Annotated in this window: 7 protein-coding genes; 1 reads left to right on the plus strand and 6 read right to left on the minus strand. The window is 69.6% G+C overall.

Translation table 11 applies throughout. The annotated features are described in order from the left end of the window. Positions 1–226 (minus strand): hypothetical protein (locus AB0C29_RS32510; protein WP_360828321.1); only part of this gene is annotated, 226 nt, incomplete at its 3' end. Between the two features lie 119 nt (positions 227–345). Here AB0C29_RS32510 and AB0C29_RS32515 point away from each other — a divergent pair. Then, the gene (locus AB0C29_RS32515; RefSeq protein WP_360828324.1) at positions 346–960 is read left to right on the plus strand and encodes a GNAT family N-acetyltransferase; all 615 of its coding nucleotides are present in this window, start codon (positions 346–348) and stop codon (positions 958–960) included. Positions 961–966: 6 nt separating this feature from the next. On the opposite strand, the gene AB0C29_RS32520 is transcribed toward AB0C29_RS32515, so the two are convergent. The 5 genes from AB0C29_RS32520 to gap form a co-directional block, all read right to left on the minus strand. Then, on the minus strand, positions 967–1,314 hold the full coding sequence (locus AB0C29_RS32520) for an RNA polymerase-binding protein RbpA (RefSeq protein WP_203763021.1): 348 nt from the start codon (positions 1,312–1,314) through the stop codon (positions 967–969). Positions 1,315–1,492: 178 nt separating this feature from the next. Further along, complete coding sequence (gene secG / locus AB0C29_RS32525) at positions 1,493–1,747, minus strand: preprotein translocase subunit SecG (RefSeq protein ID WP_360547801.1); 255 nt, start codon at positions 1,745–1,747, stop codon at positions 1,493–1,495. Positions 1,748–1,834: 87 nt separating this feature from the next. Then, on the minus strand, positions 1,835–2,626 hold the full coding sequence (gene tpiA / locus AB0C29_RS32530) for a triose-phosphate isomerase (protein ID WP_360828327.1): 792 nt from the start codon (positions 2,624–2,626) through the stop codon (positions 1,835–1,837). Continuing rightward, positions 2,626–3,822: a phosphoglycerate kinase gene (locus AB0C29_RS32535; protein WP_360828330.1), complete on the minus strand. Its 1,197-nt coding sequence runs from the start codon at positions 3,820–3,822 to the stop codon at positions 2,626–2,628. The genes tpiA and AB0C29_RS32535 overlap by 1 nt, the downstream gene beginning before the upstream one ends. Positions 3,823–3,827: 5 nt before the next feature. After that, on the minus strand, positions 3,828–4,823 hold the full coding sequence (gene gap / locus AB0C29_RS32540) for a type I glyceraldehyde-3-phosphate dehydrogenase (RefSeq protein ID WP_360828333.1): 996 nt from the start codon (positions 4,821–4,823) through the stop codon (positions 3,828–3,830). Positions 4,824–5,189 lie beyond the last annotated feature (366 nt).

The following is a 5,189-nucleotide window of genomic DNA, read 5'->3' on the forward strand; positions in this document are numbered from 1 at the left end:
CCTCCGCCGGCACCGGGCCGGCCGCGGGTGACTCCGCCGGGGCGCTGGTCTCGGCAGGAGCAGCGCTGGAGGTGGGGGCCGGCGATGCGGCGGGGGCCGGGCTGGTCACCGCCGGCACCGGCGCCGGGGCCTCATCCGCGAAAGCCCTGGTAGCGGTCACCACGCCGGCCAGGACGACGACAGTCGCGGCGGTGGCGATCGAGGCGGTACGGCGGTTCAGGCGCATCACGGAACTCCTGTGCGGTCGGGGGTGATCCTTCGCAGGAGTAGACGCGCGGCGCCTCGGAAGGTTGGCGCTGCCACGGTGACGCCCGTCACAGGTTGCCGTTACCTAGACTCGCGGCTGTGCAGCCCTTGATCCGCGCGTACCGTCCCGCCGACCTCGACGCCGTTTACGACATCTGCGTCCGTACCGCCGACGCCGGGGGTGATGCCCGGGGGCAGTACTCGTCCGACCGCCTGATGGGTGACATCTTCGCGGCGCCGTACGTGACGCTCGAGCCGGAACACGCGTACGTCCTCGACGACGGCACCGGCGCAGCCGTGGGCTACGTGCTCGGCACCGCCGACACGGCCCGCTTCGCGCAGCGTTACCGCTACGAATGGCTGCCCGCGACCGCCGGCCGTTACCCGCACCCGGCGGAGCCGGCGGTGACCCGCGAGGACAGCATGCTGTGGCTGCACGAGCACCCGGAGCGCATGATCGTGCCCGAGCTGGCCGACTACCCCGCGCACCTGCACATCGACCTGCTGCCGGAGTGGCAGGGCCAGGGCTGGGGTCGCGGCCTGATCAACGCCTTCCTGGCCGGCCTGCACGCCGCCGGGGTGCCCCGGGTGCATCTGGGCATGGCGGTGACCAACGTCAGCGCCCGGGCCTTCTACGAACGGCTGGGCTTCGTCGAGATCCCGGTGCCCGACGCGGCCACCGTCACCTATCTCGGCCGCGGCACGGCCGAGTAGCGCGTCCTACTCGCTGCGGCCGCGGCGCTGCCGGACCTTGGCCAGCGCCTCGGCCAGGATGGCCGCCCCGTCCTCGTCGGAGCGCCGCTCCTTGACGTAGGCCAGGTGCGACTTGTAGGGCTCGCTGCGCATCCGGCCGGGAGGCTTCTCCCGGTCGAGACCGCCGGGCTGGCCGCACCGGGTGCAGTCCCACGTCTCCGGGGGCACCACATCGGCCGCGAAGCGGACCTCCACGGGGTGTCCGGCGGCGCACCAGTACGTCACCTCCCGCCGCGGGGCGGGCTCACTGCGCTCGTCAGGGCGCATCGGGCTGGAGCCGACACGACTGCCGCGGATCGCACTGCCACTGGACACGGAAGTCACTCCTGTCTCGAGGGCGTTTCATCGCCGGGGAAAGCGGCGGTATAAAAGCGGTGTAAAACAACCGCGCGGCCCGGACGGACCGGACCGCGCGGCAGAGTCTACGACTCGCGGAGCATCTGGAGGAAGACCTGATAACGAACGCTTGGGAAGCGGACGTTAACTATGTGTTTCAGCCCGCCTGCGCGACCTTGAGCCAGAGGCCCAGGCCCACGATGCAGGCGAACCAGATGACGCCCACGAGCACCGTGTAGCGGTCCAGGTTCTTCTCCGCGACCGAGGAGCCGGCGAGGCTGGAAGTGACGCCGCCACCGAACATGCTGGACATGCCGCCGCCCTTGCCGCGGTGCAGCAGGACGAGCAGGGTCAGCAGGATGCTGGAGATGAGCAGCAACACGATCAACGTGTACGCGAACGCGATCGGCATGGTCGGGTCATTCCTCTCGAAGGGCACAGCAGCGCCACCACAATAGCGGGTGCCCGGCCACCGCATGGCGGCGGCCGGGCCTACAACTCAGCGCTGGACGTGCTCGCGGAACCGGACGATCGACGCGAACTCCTCGGCGTCCAGGCTCGCGCCGCCGATCAGGGCGCCGTCCACGTCGGGCTGCGCCATGATCGCGGCGATGTTGGCCGCCTTCACCGAGCCGCCGTACTGCACGCGCACCGCGTCCGCCGTCTCCGCGCCGTACTTCTCGGCGAGCCGCGCCCGGATGGCGCCGCACACCTCCTGCGCGTCGTCGGGCGTCGCGGTCTTGCCGGTGCCGATCGCCCACACCGGCTCGTACGCGATCACGATGTTCTTGACCTGCTCGGCCTTGAGCCCGTCGAGCGCGCCGTCCAGCTGCGAGCAGCAGTGCGGCACGTGGCTGGCGGCCTCGCGGATCTCCAGGCCCTCACCCACGCAGAGGATCGGCGTCAGGTCGTTGGCCAGGGCCGCCTTCACCTTGGCGTTGACCAGCGCGTCGTCCTCGTGGTGGAACTGGCGGCGCTCGGAGTGTCCGACCACCACGTAGGTGCAGCCCAGCTTGGCCAGCATCGACCCGGAGATGTCCCCGGTGTGCGCGCCGCCCTTGTGCTCGGACAGGTCCTGCGCGCCGTAGCGGATCAGCACCTTGTCGCCGTCGATCGCCGTCTGCACACTGCGCAGGTCGGTGTACGGCGGCAGCACAACCGCCTCGACGTCGGTCAGCTGCTGCTCGGTCAGGCTCGCGGCGAGCTTCTGCACCAGGAGGATGGCCTCGAAGTGGTTGAGGTTCATCTTCCAGTTGCCGGCCATGATCGGCCGGCGGGTCACGTCTGACATCAGGACTCCAGTGCCGAGAGGCCGGGCAGGGACTTGCCCTCGAGGTATTCCAGCGAGGCTCCGCCACCGGTCGAGATGTGCCCGAAGCCGGACTCGTCGATGCCCAGGGCCCGTACGGCCGCGGCCGAGTCGCCGCCGCCGACCACCGAGAAGCCGTCGATCTTGGTGATCGCCTCGGCGACGCCCCGGGTGCCGGCCGCGAACGGGGCCAGCTCGAAGACGCCCATCGGGCCGTTCCAGAACACCGTCTTCGCATTCGCGATCGTCTCGGCAAAGAGCGCGACCGACTTCGGGCCGATGTCCAGACCGAGCCGATCAGCCGGAATATCCGAAATGTCGACGACGTCGTGCTCAGCGGAAGCGTCGAACGCGGTCGCCGCCACAACGTCCACCGGCAGCACAATGCGGCCGTCAGCCTGCGAGAGCAGATCGGCACAGGTGGAGATCATCTCGGCTTCGAGCAGCGACTTACCGACCTCGTGGCCCTGGGCCTTGAGGAAGGTGAAGCACATGCCGCCGCCGATGAGCAGCTTGTCGACCTTCGGCAGCAGCGCCTGGATGACGGCGAGCTTGTCGGAGACCTTCGAACCGCCGAGCACCACCACGTAGGGCTGCTCCGGGGTCTCGGACACCTTGCGCAGAACCTCGACCTCGGTGAGGACCAGGCCACCGGCGTAGTGCGGGAGCCGGGCCGCGACGTCGTAGACCGAGGCGTGCTTGCGGTGCACCGCGCCGAACGCGTCGTCGACGTAGAACTCCGCCAGCCCGGCCAGCTCGTCCGCGAACGCGCCGCGCTCGGCGTCGTCCTTGCTGGTCTCGCCGGCGTTGAAACGCAGGTTCTCCAGCAGCAGCACCTGGCCGTCGAGCAGCGCGTCGGCGGCCGCCCGGGCGGACGGGCCCACGGTGTCCTCGGCGAAGACGACCGGGTTGCCGAGCAGCTCACCGAGGCGGGTGGCGACCGGGGCGAGCGTGTACTTCGGGTCCGGCGCACCCTTGGGGCGGCCGAGGTGCGAGCACACGATCACGCGGGCACCCGCGTCACGCAGAGTGATCAGGGTCGGCAGCACCGCGCGGATGCGGCCGTCGTCACTGATCCGGCTTGGGTCAGCCTTGTCGAACGGGACGTTCAGGTCGGCGCGCACGAGCACGCGCCGACCCGAGACACCCTCGCCGAGCAGGTCGTCGAGAGTCTTCAACTGGCTCAGCCGACCAGCTTGACCAGGTCGACGAGGCGGTTCGAGTAGCCCCACTCGTTGTCGTACCAGCCGACGACCTTGACCTGGTTGCCGATGACCTTGGTCAGGCCGGCGTCGAAGATGCAGGAGGCCGGGTCGGTGACGATGTCCGAGGAGACGATCTGGTCCTCGGTGTAGACCAGGATGCCCTTGAGCGGGCCGTCCGCGGCGGCCTTGATCGCGGCGTTGACCTCGTCGACGGAGGTCTCCTTGCCGGCCTGGAAGGTCAGGTCGGTGGCCGAGCCAGTCGGGATCGGCACGCGCATCGCGAAGCCGTCGAGCTTGCCCTTGAGCTCCGGCAGCACCAGGCTGACGGCCTTGGCGGCACCGGTGGAGGTCGGCACCACGTTGAGGGCGGCGGCGCGGGCGCGACGCAGGTCCTTGTGCGGGCCGTCCTGCAGGTTCTGGTCCTGCGTGTAGGCGTGGATCGTGGTCATCAGGCCACGCTCGATGCCGATCGTGTCGTTGAGCACCTTGGCCATCGGCGCGAGGCAGTTGGTGGTGCACGACGCGTTGGAGATGATCGTGTGCTTGGCGGCGTCGTACAGGTTGTCGTTGACGCCCATCACGATCGTGATGTCCTCGTTCTTGGCCGGCGCCGAGATGATGACCTTCTTGGCGCCGTTGTCGACGTGCGCCTTGGCCTTGGTGGCGTCGGTGAAGAAGCCGGTCGACTCGATGACGACATCGGCACCCAGGTCACCCCAGTGCAGGTTGGCCGGGTCACGCTCGGCGAACGCCTTGAAGGTCTTGCCGGCGACGGTGATCTCGTCGGCGGTGGCCTTCACCTCGTGCGGCAGCCGGCCCAGGATGCTGTCGTACTTCAGCAGGTGGGCGAGCGTCGCGTTGTCGGTCAGGTCGTTGACACCGACGATCTCGATGTCCGCGCCGGAGGCGGAAACCGCCCGGAAGAAGTTGCGGCCGATACGGCCGAAGCCGTTGATGCCAACCCGGATGGTCACAGGTGGATCTCCTCGTTTCGGTCCGCCGGGATCTAGGACCGGCGGAGGTCTGCGTGCCGACCTGATCGAGGGCCGGCAGTTGCTTCATCTGGCCACCGCGCCTCGAAGGTCGAGTCCGCCGCGGCCAGGTCGGAGCTGGCGCTGCCGGCGGCGCCCGGCGCGGGCGGCCATGCTTGCCGGCACCGTCGCCGTCGAGGCCACCCTATCCGAGAACCCCTCCCGCCCCTGGACCGGGGGCGCGACCTGATCGTGACCTAAGGTGCGCAAACGTTTCCGGTACGCGCACACCCATCGACAACCGCAAACCTGGCTGGGCGTTGTTTCCTTGGCGGCCGGGGGTGGTGGTCCCGGCCGTTGGGCGCCGCC

It is taken from the genome of Actinoplanes sp. NPDC048791 (assembly GCF_040650095.1).
GTDB lineage: Bacteria > Actinomycetota > Actinomycetes > Mycobacteriales > Micromonosporaceae > Actinoplanes.

Coding starts and splice junctions, on each gene's coding strand:
- tpiA (WP_360828327.1), bottom strand. CDS start 2,626: ATGTCAGACGTGACCCGCCGGCCGATCATGGCCGGCAACTGGAAGATG.
- secG (WP_360547801.1), bottom strand. CDS start 1,747: ATGCCGATCGCGTTCGCGTACACGTTGATCGTGTTGCTGCTCATCTCC.